Origin of the sequence: Brevundimonas vitisensis (assembly GCF_016656965.1) — a bacterium.
In the GTDB taxonomy this organism is placed as follows: domain Bacteria; phylum Pseudomonadota; class Alphaproteobacteria; order Caulobacterales; family Caulobacteraceae; genus Brevundimonas; species Brevundimonas vitisensis.
On the sequence record NZ_CP067977.1, the window covers coordinates 2,592,868 to 2,605,484 of the forward strand.

At 66.7% G+C, this 12,617-nt stretch carries 11 protein-coding genes; 4 read left to right on the forward strand and 7 right to left on the reverse strand.

Annotated elements, in window-relative coordinates; genetic code table 11:
• Position 1: 1 nt before the first annotated feature.
• The 3 genes from JIP62_RS13095 to JIP62_RS13105 are packed head-to-tail and all read right to left on the reverse strand — an operon-like array spanning position 2 to position 4,213.
• Positions 2-1,462, reverse strand: coding sequence for an outer membrane protein assembly factor BamB family protein (locus JIP62_RS13095; protein WP_201102599.1), 1,461 nt, complete (start codon positions 1,460-1,462; stop codon positions 2-4).
• Positions 1,459-3,012 (reverse strand): oligosaccharide flippase family protein, encoded by a 1,554-nt coding sequence (locus tag JIP62_RS13100; protein ID WP_201102600.1) that lies wholly within the window; start codon positions 3,010-3,012, stop codon positions 1,459-1,461. The genes JIP62_RS13095 and JIP62_RS13100 overlap by 4 nt, the downstream gene beginning before the upstream one ends.
• 1 nt (position 3,013) lies before the next feature.
• On the reverse strand, positions 3,014-4,213 hold the full coding sequence (locus tag JIP62_RS13105) for a glycosyltransferase family 4 protein (RefSeq protein ID WP_201102601.1): 1,200 nt from the start codon (positions 4,211-4,213) through the stop codon (positions 3,014-3,016).
• Between the two features lie 242 nt (positions 4,214-4,455).
• Between JIP62_RS13105 and JIP62_RS13110 the strand changes: the two genes are divergently transcribed.
• Both JIP62_RS13110 and JIP62_RS13115 read left to right on the forward strand, forming a co-directional pair.
• Entirely contained in the window at positions 4,456-5,541 is a 1,086-nt protein-coding gene (locus tag JIP62_RS13110) for an acyltransferase family protein (RefSeq protein WP_201102602.1), read from the forward strand.
• 12 nt (positions 5,542-5,553) lie between these two features.
• Positions 5,554-6,633: an acyltransferase family protein gene (locus tag JIP62_RS13115; RefSeq protein ID WP_201102603.1), complete on the forward strand. Its 1,080-nt coding sequence runs from the start codon at positions 5,554-5,556 to the stop codon at positions 6,631-6,633.
• Here JIP62_RS13115 and rfaD read toward each other — a convergent pair.
• From rfaD to JIP62_RS13135, 4 genes are all read right to left on the reverse strand, one after another.
• Entirely contained in the window at positions 6,630-7,631 is a 1,002-nt protein-coding gene (gene rfaD, locus JIP62_RS13120; protein ID WP_230974761.1) for an ADP-glyceromanno-heptose 6-epimerase, read from the reverse strand. The two genes, JIP62_RS13115 and rfaD, sit on opposite strands and share 4 nt — an antisense overlap.
• Entirely contained in the window at positions 7,628-8,998 is a 1,371-nt protein-coding gene (gene rfaE2 / locus JIP62_RS13125; RefSeq protein WP_407932736.1) for a D-glycero-beta-D-manno-heptose 1-phosphate adenylyltransferase, read from the reverse strand. The genes rfaD and rfaE2 overlap by 4 nt, the downstream gene beginning before the upstream one ends.
• Before the next feature lie 176 nt (positions 8,999-9,174).
• Positions 9,175-10,188 carry a serine hydrolase domain-containing protein gene (locus JIP62_RS13130; RefSeq protein ID WP_201102604.1) on the reverse strand — a complete coding sequence of 338 codons (1,014 nt, stop codon included), beginning with the start codon at positions 10,186-10,188 and terminating at the stop codon, positions 9,175-9,177.
• A 69-nt stretch (positions 10,189-10,257) separates the two neighbouring features.
• The gene (locus JIP62_RS13135) at positions 10,258-10,734 is read right to left on the reverse strand and encodes a hypothetical protein (RefSeq protein WP_201102605.1); all 477 of its coding nucleotides are present in this window, start codon (positions 10,732-10,734) and stop codon (positions 10,258-10,260) included.
• A gap of 313 nt (positions 10,735-11,047) precedes the next feature.
• Here JIP62_RS13135 and JIP62_RS13140 point away from each other — a divergent pair, with 313 nt between their 5' ends.
• Both JIP62_RS13140 and JIP62_RS13145 read left to right on the forward strand, forming a co-directional pair.
• Positions 11,048-11,554: a hypothetical protein gene (locus JIP62_RS13140; protein WP_201102606.1), complete on the forward strand. Its 507-nt coding sequence runs from the start codon at positions 11,048-11,050 to the stop codon at positions 11,552-11,554.
• Between the two features lie 141 nt (positions 11,555-11,695).
• A complete protein-coding gene (locus JIP62_RS13145; protein ID WP_201102607.1) occupies positions 11,696-12,595 on the forward strand; it encodes a DUF4232 domain-containing protein in 900 nt (299 codons plus the stop codon).
• The last annotated feature ends 22 nt before the right edge of the window (positions 12,596-12,617 follow it).

A 12,617-nucleotide genomic window follows, 5' to 3' on the forward strand; every position in this document is an offset into this window, starting at 1 on the left:
CTCAATATCCGTATCGGAACAGGCGCAGGCCGAGGCGGCGCAGGATTTTTTCGTCGACCTTCAAGGCGACATGGCGGGCCGCATCCACCACGCCGAACCGCCAGGCCATCGCCAGCGGAACCAGCGGTCCGGGCCGACGGGGACGGGCGTTATCCACGGCGGGCGGGGCGGTCACGGCACCCAGGTGATCGGCCCGCGATTTGAACATCGGCGTCCCCGGCCCGCTGTGACGGGTCCGGTAGAGCCTTAGCGTCCGGCCGCTGGGGGCGACCACTGCGCTCTGGCCGCTGTGGTCGATGTCGCCCAGCACGGCCGAGCCGCGGGCCATGGCTGCCGTGGCTTCGGTCTGGCGGACTGCTCCGGTCTCGGCGTCCAGGACGACGATGGTGCCGTTGTTCGATCCCGCCACGACCTCCACCCGACCATCGCCGTCCAGATCGGCAAGCAGGGGCGTCGTATAGCTGCGGCAGATGGCATCCTCGGTGAAATAGAGACGCCCGTCGGCGGGGCGGCAGTGGTGGTCCGCGCCATGGACACACGAAGGAGTCGGGCCGAAATCGTGCCGCCAGATCAGGGCCCCGCTCCAGCCATCCAGGGCCAGCACGGACGGATAGGCCAGGGAACAGGCGAACAGCAGGGGACTGCGCCCCGGTCGGTCCAGCAGCATCGGACTGGAATCCACGCCGCCACCGACGTCGGTCGTCCAGACCCGGCGTCCGTCACGCCCGTCCAGGGCGATGACCGCATTGTCTCCCAGCCCGCCCGTATGCTCGCCACCACCGAATAGAACCAGCGGCGTCCCATCGTCCCGCAGGCTGAACGATGGTGAGGAATCGGGGTCATAGCCCAGACAGACGAACCATTTGACGCGCCCGGTCCGGGCCTCCAGGCAGAACAGGCGCGAGGACCGGACGCCGATCACGATCTCCAGTTCGCCGTCCCGATCCACGTCGCAGACCAGGGCAGAGGACACGACGCCCTGTTTCATCCGCCCAGCGAACAGATGGCCGGGCAGGCGTTGCCGCCAGACCTCGGTGCCGTCACGGCGAAGGGCGATAATGCCCGGACCATAGATGCCCAGCACGATCTCGGCCTGGCCATCGCCGTCGATATCGGCTGCGGCCGCCGTGGCCCGGACCGAAGATCCGACATCCACGCTTCTCAGGACCGCACCGTCGCGCGGGTCGATGAAGCGGACCACTCCGGCATGGTCGCCGATGACGATGACCGGGCCGTCCACCGGATCATCGAAGATCAGCGGCGAGGCGGTGATCTCTGCACCTGTCTCGATCCGCCACAGCGGCGTCAGATCGGGACCGGTAAAGCCGTGCACGGCGCCGCTGCGATCGGCAGCGACGACGATCGCGCCATCCTGGCGCTGGACAATGGCCGGCGTCGACCAGGTCTCACCGCCCAGGTCGACGGCGCGCTCAAACGTCATGGCCGGGACCGCGTTGCTCATGGGCGCGCCCCGCTCGGCAACCGCAGTTGCAGGCGATCGCAGGTCGAGGACGCCGCGGTGATTGCCACGCTCACTCCCGTCAGACGGGCAGGCACCGCACCGGCGGCAAAGGCCAGCAGCCGTCCCACGGCCTGTCCGGCCAGAAGAACCAGAAGCGCGAGATAGGTGAGGCCGCCCAGGATCAGCCCGCTCACCATGATCCAGGGACTGGTGGTCAGGCTGACCGCCGTGAACCAGATTCCACCCGCCACCGCCGCCGCCGCAAGGATCGGCAGCAGGGCCTGCACCGGCGGCATACCGACCCGGCGGGCCACCCGAGAGGTAATCAGCACGGCCCATATGGATCCGCTGACCAGGGCCGACAGCGGATAGGCGTAGATGCCGATCCGGGGAGCCGCGATCACCACGATCAGAAGTTGCAGCGCCAGGGTGACGATTCCGCCGACCAGGGGCGCATGGACGTCGCCCAGGGCCTTGGCCGCCTGGGCGCTGGGGGCCGATATCACTTGAAGCGCCGAAGACAGCACCAGTCCGCTGACCACGAACCCGACCTGACGCCACGGCTCCGACAGGATCAGAGGCAGGACGGTCGGGGCGATGATCGCCAGCAAGGTCGCGAGCGGCACGATGACCAGCCCGCCGGCGGAATAGAAATCACCCAGCAGGGTCCGCATGCGCTCGGGCTCGTCCTGTACTCGCGCCAGAAGGCGCAACTGGACGCTGGCGACCAGGACCAGCGGCTGCAGGATCACGGCATCGACGATGGTGGTCGCCATCCCCGTCACCCCGACGGCGGCCAGGCCCAGTATGCCACCCAGCACGATCGGCACGATCGCCCGGTTGCCCAGGTCCAGCAGGATACCCCCTTGCAGCGGCAAGGCGGTCTGGATCAGTCCGGCTGCGCGTTGGTGCTCATAGCCGATCCGGACGCCACTGCGGGCCGCCAGATGAACGGCGATCGCGCCGACCGTGTAGCGAAGCAGGGTCGCGGCAACCAGGGCCCAAACGCCATAGCCCAGGGCCGCCATGGACAGGGCCGCGACCAGATAGACCAGGTATTCGATCACATCGCTGGCGGCGACCTTGTCGTGTCGGAACTCGCGTTGCAGCCGCGCCTGGGGGATGGACTTCAGCGACAACGGGAACACCGCCAGGGCCATGGCGCGAAACACCCAGACCCGATCCGGCGGCAGGTCATAGGCCGTCGTGATGGCCGGCGCGGCCAAGAAAAGGAGGGCGACCACGGTCACGGCGATGATTTGCTGCACCACCAGGGCCGTGCGGTAATCCGCGTCGCTGACGGCCTCGCGCCGCCGAACCAGGGCTGACACCACGCCGCCGACCGCCAGGGCCTGCAAAATCGACAGGATGAACTGCGCCGTCACGAACAGACCGAAGCCTTCGGGTGCGATCAGTCGGGCAAGAACCAGCGTTCCCAGAAAGGCCAGCAGGCGCACGACCGCGTGCCGCCCAAAGGCACTGGCCGCGCCGCGCGACGCCCGGCGCCGGACCTCGGCATTCGACAGTTCGGCTTCACCCGCGTCGGTCATGTCATCGCCGCCGGGCCAGGCCGCGCAGCATGGCCTCGATCTCGGCCAGGATGCGGGTCCGGCTGAACAGGTCGACCACCCTGGCGCGGGCGCGGTCCTGCATGGCCGTACGCTCGGCCGGGTTCTGCAACAGGGTGATCACGGCCTGGGCCATGGCCGGGGCGTCGCCGCTGGCAACCAGCCGCCCGCTGACGCCGTCCTGAACCGCCTCTTGGACGCCCGGAACATCGAAGGCGACCGAGACCCGCTGCATGGCCGCCGCCTCCAGCAACACATTGCCGAAGCCCTCGAAGTAGGACGGGAAGACAAAGACGCTGCTCAGGGCATAGAGCGGGGCGGTATCGCTGACGAAGCCGATGCGGTGGATCGCCGGATCGGCGGCAAAGAAGGCGGCGGTCTCGCTCGCGATCGGATCCCGCTCATCGTCGGGCCCGGCCACGACCATGTGCACGCCGGGAATGGCGGCCCGGACCTGATCGAAGACCGGACGCAACAGGTCCACGCCCTTTTCACTGCAAACCCGGCCCAGGAACAACAGGACGGGCGCGTCCGCCGGAATGCCCATGTCTTGGCGCAGGGCTTCCGCCGCCTGCTCGGTTTTAGGTGTCAGGTCGAAGTGATCGGTGTCGACGCCATTGCTGGACCCCGCGCCGATCAGGCGCACCTTGGCCCGTGGCGCAACCCGTTCTTCGACCAGGAACCGCTCCAGCTGACGCGAGATCGGCACCACCAGGGTGGACAGGGCACAGATCAGCCGGTCGACGTTCAGATAGGCCGCCCGCTTCAGGCCGGTCATCAGCTCATAGACGCAGCGGCGATAGACGAACACGACCGGACCACCGCCGGTCAGGGCCCGCGCCAGCGTCGCCGTGAGCGAGGCCTTGGGCGTCGAGACATGCACCACATCATACCGGTGGCGCGAGAAATGACCGACGAACCCTAACAGAGACCTGAAATCGGCCGCCGGTGATGGCAGCCGCACCATGGGGATGACAATGGGTCGGATCGGCCCGAAATCTTCCGGCGCAAACTCGGTGTATTCCGTATCTCCGACGATGACATCGATGTCGAAGCCGCGCGCCGTCAGATAGGGAAACAGCCCTTTGTACAGGGTCGCCAGCGTCAGACTGTGCGTGCAGACGACGCAAAGGCGAATTCGGTCAGACGCATGTTCGGACGGGACGGGGGTGGTCGCGGTCATGGTCCTGGCCGTTTCTCAATCGCCGGGGCGGCTGCGATCAGCCATGCGGAAACGCGAGCCTGAGACGCTCGCGGAACCCAACGCTGTTCGTGATCCCCATCGGATGGTGCCGACTGGGTTCCGATACCGTCGTCAGCCTTTACGAGCAAGGCTGCGTTAGCCCCTTCTGCGATCAGGCGCGACGATTGCTTTGCCGTAATGCGCCGTCTAGTGCTCGGGTGCCAGTCGGGGAGGGCGGGGCGATGACACAGGGCAAACTAGATACCGTCCAATACCTGCGGGGCATCGCCGCTCTTTCGGTCGTTGTGGCGCATTGCTTGATCTATGTGGCGGTCCTTGACGGGCGTGGAGACTTGGAAGGTCCCGCCCGATCCGTTGTCGACGGCGCATTTGGCGTCTTCGTCTTTTTCATCATCAGCGGCTTCATCATGGTCCATGTGTCCGGCGTGTTCGGATCGGTGTCCGTGGCCGGTCAGTTTCTCGCGCGTCGCTTCCTTCGGATCGCGCCGCTGTACTGGGTTTGCACCCTGCTGATGCTGGGGTTGATGGTCATCGACGATGGCGCAGGCGTCGTCGATCTGGGCAAGCTGGCGATGTCCTTTGCCTTCATTCCGTATGATTTTGCCGACGATCGCTTCCGGCCCGTCCTGATGGTGGGGTGGACGCTGAACTACGAGATGTTTTTCTACGCGCTGTTCGCCTTGGCTCTGATGATGAGGAAGCGCTTCGCGATCATCGCCCTGGTGCTGGCGTTCGTGGGTCTTGTGGCGTTCGGCGGGCTGTTCCCGCCACAGTCGTCGGTCCTGGCGGCATGGACCCGGCCCATCATACTGCTTTTCCTATCTGGGGCGCTGATCGGATTCGCCTGGGCGCGATGGAGGGCGGTTTGGCCCAGTCTGTCTCCCGCCGTGGGCTTGGGTGCGATCGCGGCTATCGTCGTGGCTCAACTCGTGGCCTACAATCTCGGCGTTGGAGCGGGGGCTTCAGACCTCACCTGGAGGCCATTCGACTGGACCGCCGCGATCGCTCTTGTCCTGATCGGCCTTTCGACCCGCCCTCTTGAGCGCTCCAGTCCGGTCAGCAAGAGCTTTCTGGCGTTGGGAGACAGTTCCTACAGCCTGTACCTCAGCCACCCGCTGACCATCGCGGTGCTGGCGGGGATCTGGAACCGGCTGCCTTTCGCACTTCCGACCTGGGTGTTTGCGGTCGTCGCCGTTCCAGCCTGCATCGTCGGCGGGTGGGTCGTGTATCAACTAGTCGAACAGCCTTTGGCGCGATGGGTCCAGATGCCGAAACCGAGGCAGCTTCAACAGGTGAGCGCTCGATAAGGCGGGGGGGGTATGCGGGACCGTCTAGGAACCATTCAGCACCTCAGAGGCATCGCCTGCCTGATGGTTGCGATCGCGCATTGCCTGATCCATGTGGCGGTGCTTGAGGGGCGCGGGGACGCCGATGGTCGGCATCGCGCTGTGATGGATGGTACCTCCGCCATCTTCTTCTTCGTCATCAGCGGCTTCATCATGGTCCATGTGTCGGGCCGTTACGGCACGCTGTCGGGCGCATGGCAGTTCCTGACACGCCGCTTCCTGCGGATCGCGCCGCTCTATTATCTCTGTACCTTTGCGATGGTGGTGCTTGTCGCGGTCGACAGGGGGCTGGCGGCAGTGAATTTCGCCGACCTGTTCCTGTCGCTGGCCTTTATTCCTTATGCCATGGGCGAGCATCGTTTCGCCGCGTTTCTGATTGTCGGTTGGACGCTCAGTTACGAGATGTTCTACTATGTCCTGTTCGCCATCGCCCTGCTGATGGCCAAGCCGAAAGCGATCGTCTTTCTGGTCTGCGCCTTTTGCGGCCTTGTGCTCGCCGGAGCGATTTTCCAGCCTCAGGCCTCGGCACCGGCGGCCTGGACCAGCCCGGTGATCCTGCTGTTTCTGGCCGGTTGCATGATTGGCTACGCCTGGAAGCACTATCGAGCGCACTGGCCGGTATTGTCGCCCCGGCTAGGCTACAGCCTCATAACCCTCATTCTGGTCGCGCAGGTGGTCGCCTTCAATTTGGGAGCCAGCGACGGCCTTTCCCATATCGAGTTCCGACCCTTCGACTGGGTGCCGGCGCTTCTGACGGTGATGATCGCCGTGTCCACACGAGAGGTGAGCCGTGAAACATTGGCCACCCGCACCTTAGCCGCTTTGGGGGACAGTTCATACAGCCTGTACCTCAGTCATCCTCTGACGATCATCGCCGTCATGGTCTTCTGGAACCGCCTGCCGTTCGAACCACCAGCCTGGGTTTTTGCAGTCATTTCGATCCCCGCCGTCATCGTCGGCGGATGGGTAGTCTATGTGCTGGCCGAAAGACCGCTGGTTAAGCTGTTGCTGTCGAAGCCCAAGGCACACGCGCCCCTGGCATTGCCCGCCTAGCGATACGGGTCCTCAGTCGCCAGGAAACCCTGGACATAGCGGCGGACGCCTTCTTCCAGGGGGGTGGACTGGCCGGGGAAGCCGGCGGCGCGGATGCGGTCCATCTTGGCCTCGGTGAAATACTGGTACCGGTCGCGGATCACCTCGGGCATGTCGACATAGCCGATGCGAGGCTCCTTTCCGGCGGCGGCAAAGGTGGCGTGCGCCAGGTCGGCGAATGAGCGGGCTTGGCCCGATCCGGCGTTGAAGATTCCCGAGACCGAAGGGGTCTCCAGCAGCCATTCGATGATGTCGACCACATCGTCCACGAAGACGAAGTCTCTCAACTGGCCGCCGTCGGCATAGTCGGGGTGGTGCGAGCGGAACAGGCTGACGGCCTCGCCGGCCGCCACCTTGGGCCAGATCTGGGCCACGACCGACTTCATCGACCCCTTGTGCCCCTCATTGGGCCCATAGACGTTGAAGAATTTCAGCCCCGCCCACTGTGGCGGCGCGTGGTCACGGGCCGCCTGGCGCACCGCATATCGGTCGAACAGGGCCTTGGAATAGCCATAGGCGTTCAGCGGCTTCAACGCGCCCAGGGCCACGGGGGCATTGTCGTCCTCGAACCCCTGGTCGCCATCGCCATAGGTCGCCGCCGACGAGGCATAGATCAGCCGCACACCCGCCGCCGCGCACCAGCCCCACAGGTCGCGCGACAGGTCGAAATTGGTCTTCAGGATCAGGTCTGCGTCCGGCTCGGTGGTCGAGGATATGGCCCCCATGTGCACGACGGCCGCGATCCGGTCGCGGTGCCGGTCCAGCCGCGCGAACAGGTCCTCGGGCGCCCACAGGTCGGCAATGTCGTGCTTGGCGATATTCTTCCACTTGGCCAGGTCGGCGGTTTCCAGCCGGTCGCACACGACGACGTCGCGCCGATCTTCTGCGCACAGCCGGGCGACGATATTGGAGCCGATGAAGCCTGCGCCCCCGGTGACCACGATCATGCGGCGGCTCATCGAACGGACTCCGTCATCTTTTCGATTGTGCGGGTGGTGGAGAACCCGTCGGCAAAGGTCGCCAGCCGGACCTCACCGCCCCAGCTTTTGACCAGGTCGCCGCCGACCACGCCCTCGCGCGTGTAGTCGGCGCCCTTGATCAGGACGTCGGGACGCAGCCGTTCGATCAGGGCGAGGGGCGTGGGATCGTCAAAAGCCGTCACCCGGTCCACGCTGGCCAGGGCCCCTATGACCACGGCCCGGCTGTCCAGGTCGTTGACGGGGCGGCCCTCGCCTTTCAGCCGTCGCACCGAGGCGTCGGTGTTCAGCGCCACGATCAGCCGGTCGCACCAGCCGCGCGCCTGATCCAGATAGGCGACATGCCCCCGGTGCAGGATGTCGAAACAGCCGTTGGTAAAGCCGACGCGCAATCCCTGCCGCCGCCAGGTCTCGACCTCGCGCGCCAGTTCCTCGACCGGGGTCACCTTGGCCTGGGCCGGGGCGGCATGGCCGGCCATTTCGGCCTCGATCAGTTCGGTCGGGGTGACGACGGCCGTGCCGCTCTTACCCACCACGACACCTGACGCCAGGATGGCAAACTGGACCGCAGTCTCCAGCGTCTCTCCTGCCCCCAGTGCCAGCCCCAGCGCCGCCAGGCCCGTGTCACCGGCTCCCGACACGTCGAACACCTCGCGCGCCCGGCCCGGGAAATGGCGCACCGGACCGCCGCGCCGCATCAGCGACATCCCCTTGCCCGCGCGGGTCACCACCACAGCCTTTGCCTGGGTGGCGGAGAGCAGGGCTTCCAGCGCCGCCTCGACCTGAGCATCTGTTTCGACCGGAAGGCCCGTGGCCCCGGCCAGTTCACTGGCGTTGGGCTTGATCAGATCGACCGCGCCATAGCGGGCGAAATCCCGTCCCTTGGGATCGACGATCACCGGGGTGCCGGTGGTCTCGCCTGCCTGGATTGCCGCCTGGATCAGGGCCTCGTCCACCACCCCCTTGGCATAGTCGGACAGCAGGATGGCGCAGGCACCGCCGAAGAGGTCCCGGTTCGCCACCGATCCCCCCGCACCCTCTTCATCCAGGCGCAGCAGCTGCTGGCCCGAGGCGACAAAGCGGGTCTTGACGATGGTGGCGATGTCGGCCCGGCGTTCGACCGCGTCCTGCATGCCCGCTTCGGCCAGGATCAGGGCGGCCAGCTCGTCACCGGGGCCGTCCTGGCCCGACACGGCACCCAATCGCGCGGTCGCTCCCAGGGCCGCGACGTTGCGGGCCACATTGCCGACCCCGCCCGGCATGGCGACGCGGCGCGTGGTGCGCAGGACCGGAATGGGGGCCTCGGGCGAAATGCGCGTGACCTCCCCATAGACATAGCGATCCAGCATCAGGTCGCCGACACAGGCGACGGTCAGTCCCCGCGCCCTGTCCAGCAAAGTCTGCAAACGGCCCAGGTCCAGTTCGTCTCGTCCCGTCGCCATGCGTGCGCCGTCGCTCTCGGTCAGTGTGGTCACGCCTGCCTTCTACAGGGCCAGACCGCTTCGTCACAATCGCCGTGATTGTGTCAGGCCCCGATCGCGTCCAGCACCCGGGTCATGAAGTCGGCATCCGACCATCCCGCATCGTCGCCTCGCAGAGCCCTTCCAATGCCCCATGCCTGTCGCACCACCACCACACGGTGCTCGGGGATCAGATACAGACGCTGGTTCCCGGCCCCTGCCGCCATGCGGACATCGGCGCGCGCGGCAACGCCGGCTCCTTCCTCGCCCAGGCCCGAGCGGCGACCTGGACCGATCAGGCCGGGCCGCAGCAGCCACCAACAAAGGCCATAGCCGGGATTTAACCTCGTGCCCTGAAACCCAGCGGCCAGGGCGGCGGGATCGACAGCGCCCCGTCCGCCCTGCAGCACGGCCTGGCCGAACGCCGCCCAGTTCCTGGCCGTCAGATGGGCCCCGGACGGCAGATGCGGCTGGCCGGCAGAAGTGCGCCAGTATCCCGCCTCGACGCCCAGCGGTGTCAGTATGCGAGCCTTGATGAAGGCCAGAACGTCGTCCGGTTGGCCCGCCGCCACCAGTTTGCGCCGAACGATCTCGCCGAACACCTGAAACGGCGCGGGGCCATAGAGGAATCGTGTGCGCGGTGCGGCGGTCAGGGGCAGGGCGACGGCCTGTGCATAGGTCGGTGGGCGGCCGATCTGGCCCGAACCGACGCCCGCGGTCAGGGTCAGCAGGTCGCGGAGGGTGATGGTCGATTTGCCGGCATCGTCTCGCCATTCCGTCAGGGTCTCGGCACAGGTCTCGTCCAGGCTCAGGAGGCCGTCTTGAACCATGGCTGCAGCCAGGACCGCGCAGAAGCTCTTGGTCCCGCTGGCCAGTTCCCAAGCCCGATCGACAGCGCCGCCGCCAGAATAGGATTCATGCAGGGGATCTCCGTCCCGAAGGACCAGCAGGGACACGCCGCGCCGGCTGTCCGAATAGGCTTGCACCGCCTGCCAGTCAGCACTTCGTGCGTGCGCCAGTGACGGCATAGTCAGCAAGGCGCCCGAGGCGGCGATCAGGTGACGGCGGGACAGGGGCATGGCGATCTCCGACAGGGGCCTAGCCACTTCAACGGCCGCTTCTGCCCGATCCGGCGCAGCGCCCAGTGATCAGGGGGCGCAGAAGGCGCGTGCCTCGCGGGCCAGCTCCAGGTCGCCGCCCTCCAGGGCGACGCGCACCGCGTCCTCGCACTTGTTCTGGCTCAACAGGCCGGTGACTTCGCGGCGCAAAGCCTGGCGGGCCACTTCGGCCTCACGCAAGGCGCGCGCCTGGCGCCGCTCAGCACCCGAACACAGCGACACCAGGCCGGCATCGGCACAACGCACGATCAGCCGGGCCTCCCAGGCCTCGCGCTCAGAGGGGCCGCGCGTGACCGATGTCGCAGGTGGAGTAACGATCGCAGCCGGGGCGGGCGTGCTGGTCGCGGCGGGCGGCACGATCGTAATGGAGGTGGCCGGGGCTTCGTAGCGGCAAACCCACCGGCCGTTCTCGACGGCGCAGGTCGTCGGGACCAGTTCCAGCGCCCCGGCATCCTGAGGATCCTGGGGGAGGGTGGTGACGGCAAGCACGAGCAGCAGCGAAAACATGACGATCACCCTGGTCCAGTTGTCCCGACTTGCCCCCCGGCGTATCGAAGTGGCTTGACCCTAAGCCCATATTGGCCCGGCGCGAAGGCATTTCGCACCCCGGCGTCCGGTATCGAAGTCCGCTCCGAGGGTCGCTTCAGGCCGGAATTCCCCTTGTAAGAGAGTGGGATGCGATAGATTAATCACATCTGCCTTGTTTGTGCCGCGGTTTGGCAAACGTGAGTATTCAGAATGGTTAATTCCCTCTACAGGTGCAAGGGTGTCCGGCCGGGGTATCCTGCGGCTAAGCATGGTTAATCCTTTGGGGGAGTTGATGATGAAACTGATGTCTGTCCTGGTGACGGGAGCGGCTCTGCTGGCCGCCGGATCCGTCGCCGCCGAACCTTGGGGCACCGCGGGTGGTCCGTTCGGCTATGCTGTTTCGGGCTTTGGGCGTGATGCGGCTCCGGCCGCCGGCGCTGGTGGAACGGGCGGCGCTGCCTATGCTGGCGGCGGTGGTGCCGGTTACGATCCCCGCTGCGAATGCGTGCCGATCCGCGACTACACGGCTACCTTCTACGACACGCGCGGCCCGCGTCCGGTGCACGTCCGTTCGCCGGGCGTCCGTATCTCGTCGCCGCCGGTTTTCGTCCCCGGCGCCGACATCCATATCCAGGGCCCGCCCGTCTATGTCGACGCTCCGCCGGTCCGCGTCGGACCCTCGCAGATCTACATCTCGGCCCCGAACGTCCGCGTTCGTCCGTCGGAAGTGATCGTCGAAACGCCGGACGTCCACTTCACCGAGCCGCGTCCCGATCCCGAGTGCGATCGCTGCGAATAAGCGGTCTGTTCGATAAAGCCTGCCGCGCCCCCGATCCTGACCGGATCGGGGGCGTTTCTTTGCGCGCTGCAACCGGACGACAAGCGGAGCCTTTGCGGCGGGTCGGTGTTAAGCATGATGAATCCGAAAAGGGGGAGCCCGATGCGCCTGCGATCGACCTGTTCCGTTCTTGCCATGCTGGGACTGATGACGGCGGCCTGCACGCCGGAGGCCGAAGCTCCCCCTGCGCCGGTCGAGGCTGCGCCTGTCCCGACGACCCCGCCAGCGCCCGCCATCGGCTACGCCTGCGAGAGTGGCATGACGGTCGAGGTCCAGTATCCCGATACAGCGACGGCCCAGCTGAAATACAAGGACCAGACCTATCCCTTGCGGACGGCACCCTCCGCCAGCGGTGCCCGCTATGCAGGTTCGGGGCTGGAATGGACCACAGCGACGCGCGACGGTCAGGAAAGCGCGATCCTCAGCCGCCTGGGGCCCAACGAAGATGTCGGGGTTGCCGTGCTGGAGCGGTGCAGCCGCCCGGTGGCGACCACCACCCCGACCGGACCGCAACCGCTGCCGATGCCCGCGCCGGGTGGCGTCCTGCCTGTCGCCCTGCCGTGCAAGGGGCCCCAGTTGAAACTGTCGGCCGAGGGCGGCGATGCCGGGGCCGGAAATCGCGTCTCCATCGTGGGCGTCCAGAACGTGGGCAGCCAGGCCTGCAGCCTGACCGGTTATCCCAACGTCACGCTCCAGGATGCCCAGGGCCGCAACCTGACGACCATCCGCGCCGAGCAGACCCCAGGCAGTTATCTCAGGGCGGGCCAGGCCCCCGCGCCGGTCGAGTTGGCGCCCCAGGCCAAGGCTTTTGTCGATCTGGCCTGGAACGTCGTCCCGAACGAGGGCAATGGCCAAACCAGCTGTCCGCAGGCAGCCCGTGTCCGCATGACCATGCCGGGCGATACCTCGGTCGTGACCCTGGCGCAGACCCTTACGCCCTGCGGTGGCCGTGTGCGCATCAGCCCGTTCCGTGCAGTGGCCGAACCGGTGCCGACACCCTGAGGCCGGGGGGTTTCGGTCGCCG

What these genes read in the sequence shown, in the direction of transcription:
- JIP62_RS13095 (WP_201102599.1), bottom strand. Translation starts at nt 1,462, where the DNA reads ATGAGCAACGCGGTCCCGGCCATGACGTTTGAGCGCGCCGTCGACCTG.
- JIP62_RS13100 (WP_201102600.1), bottom strand. Translation starts at nt 3,012, where the DNA reads ATGACCGACGCGGGTGAAGCCGAACTGTCGAATGCCGAGGTCCGGCGC.
- JIP62_RS13105 (WP_201102601.1), bottom strand. Translation starts at nt 4,213, where the DNA reads ATGACCGCGACCACCCCCGTCCCGTCCGAACATGCGTCTGACCGAATT.
- JIP62_RS13110 (WP_201102602.1), top strand. Translation starts at nt 4,456, where the DNA reads ATGACACAGGGCAAACTAGATACCGTCCAATACCTGCGGGGCATCGCC.
- JIP62_RS13115 (WP_201102603.1), top strand. Translation starts at nt 5,554, where the DNA reads ATGCGGGACCGTCTAGGAACCATTCAGCACCTCAGAGGCATCGCCTGC.
- rfaD (WP_230974761.1), bottom strand. Translation starts at nt 7,631, where the DNA reads ATGAGCCGCCGCATGATCGTGGTCACCGGGGGCGCAGGCTTCATCGGC.
- rfaE2 (WP_407932736.1), bottom strand. Translation starts at nt 8,998, where the DNA reads ATGCTGGATCGCTATGTCTATGGGGAGGTCACGCGCATTTCGCCCGAG.
- JIP62_RS13130 (WP_201102604.1), bottom strand. Translation starts at nt 10,188, where the DNA reads ATGCCCCTGTCCCGCCGTCACCTGATCGCCGCCTCGGGCGCCTTGCTG.
- JIP62_RS13135 (WP_201102605.1), bottom strand. Translation starts at nt 10,734, where the DNA reads ATGTTTTCGCTGCTGCTCGTGCTTGCCGTCACCACCCTCCCCCAGGAT.
- JIP62_RS13140 (WP_201102606.1), top strand. Translation starts at nt 11,048, where the DNA reads ATGATGAAACTGATGTCTGTCCTGGTGACGGGAGCGGCTCTGCTGGCC.
- JIP62_RS13145 (WP_201102607.1), top strand. Translation starts at nt 11,696, where the DNA reads ATGCGCCTGCGATCGACCTGTTCCGTTCTTGCCATGCTGGGACTGATG.